Origin of the sequence: Flavobacterium hydrophilum (assembly GCF_003202405.1) — a bacterium.
In the GTDB taxonomy this organism is placed as follows: Bacteria; Bacteroidota; Bacteroidia; order Flavobacteriales; family Flavobacteriaceae; genus Flavobacterium; species Flavobacterium hydrophilum.
Genome location: NZ_QJHL01000015.1, coordinates 1 through 1621, shown reverse-complemented (window position 1 = coordinate 1621; position 1621 = coordinate 1). Strand labels below are relative to the sequence as shown.

General features: G+C 44.5%; 1 protein-coding gene. It reads right to left on the bottom strand.

All coding sequences use genetic code 11. From position 1 onward, the window contains the following. The coding region (locus DMB68_RS23120) for a SprB repeat-containing protein (protein ID WP_196783719.1) at positions 1-1621 on the bottom strand (1621 nt) is incomplete at both ends.

Here is a 1621-nt window from a genome sequence, read left to right as displayed (position 1 = left end):
AGGTACCTGTACCGGATGTAGCTGTTACCGTAACAACTGCAGGCTGGGCAACATTGCCTGAGTTACAGCCAAATGGCGTAACTGAAGCTGTAGCTGCCAATAATACAGGCTCGGTGATCGTTACCGGAACTGCCAATGAAGCACATCCTTTGGCATCCGTTACTACAACTGAATATGTTGTTCCTGCAACTAATCCTGTATAAACTCCTGTGGCATCTCCGCTTGTATTAGCTCCTGTGCCGCTTAGAACAAAAGTATAAGGCGCAACTCCATTTGATGGCGTTACTGCGATTGTTCCGTTGCTCTCTCCATTACAGATTACTGCCGTTGGAACTGCAAAAGCTACTGGCGTTGCAGGTGTAGTTACAACTGCCGCGTTGGTCGTTACAGAACAAACTGCCGCATTGCTGTCTGTTATCACAAATGTATAGCTGCCTGCTGCTGAAACTGAAGCTGTAAAGCCTGCTGCTGTAGCTGTTGCTGGTCCTGTAGCAACCCCGCCTACATACATTTGGTAAGTATATGGCCCAACTCCGTCTGTAATAACAACATCAATAGTAGCATTAACTGATCCTGCACAATACAGGTCTTTAGTCAATGTAGCTGTAGCCAGCAACTGTTTCTCGATTGTATAGCTTACAAATGCCTCACAGCCATTGTCATCCTTGATTCCTAATGTATAAGTACCAGGAGCTGTGAATGTAGCCGTTGATGTAGCTATAGCCGATCCGTTTACTGTATAGGATTTAACTCCGTTATAAGTCGTGGTCAAAAGGTCTAAGTCAACTGTCAATGCTGATCCAACATAACATTGCGCTGCCGCAGCTGTAATGCTTGGCGCTGCATTGTTTGTAATGGTAACATTCTCCATATGGATACAGCCGTTAGAATCTTTTACATAAACATCCCATGACAGATTCGTAAGGTTCGTATCTACTGACATAACCGCATTTGTACCATAAGCAGAAGCAATCGGAGCCGATGATCCGCCTTGTACAACTGCGTAAGTATAAGAGCCTGTTCCGCCGGTCACAGCGCTAACTGTGATGCTTGAAACATCCTGTGAACAGAACACTTTTGTGCCAATTGCATCAAAATCAATCGCGTTTGGTTCTGTTATAGTAACAGCTGCACTCTCTGAACAATGTGTTGTATTGTCCTGAACAGTCACTGTATAAGTACCTGCTGATAATCCTGTTAAAGTAATTACGTCGCCAGCTTGTGAAAGCTGTGCCGCTGCAACTACCGGAGAAGTCACAACACTGTAATTGCCAGTGGCGCTGAAGCCTGTAACGGTAAACTGCGCTGAACCGTTATTAGTAGTCCCGTCTGCAGCATTACATGAGATATCAGTAAGCAATGCCCCTGAAATAGCAATTCGGGTTACAGGATCAACCGTGTAATTCTCCTCTATTGAACAGCCATTGGCATCCGTTACTTTGAATAAATAAGTATTAGGGGCCAAACCTGTAAATAATGAATTATTCCCGTTATCAACCGTGATTGGAGAAATGATCTCGTATTTAGCCATAGGCACATATCCGCCAGATACTGTCAAAGTAATATCGGCAACATTGCTCGGACAAACAGGTGCTGTGGTCACAGCAAAAGCAATATCCGT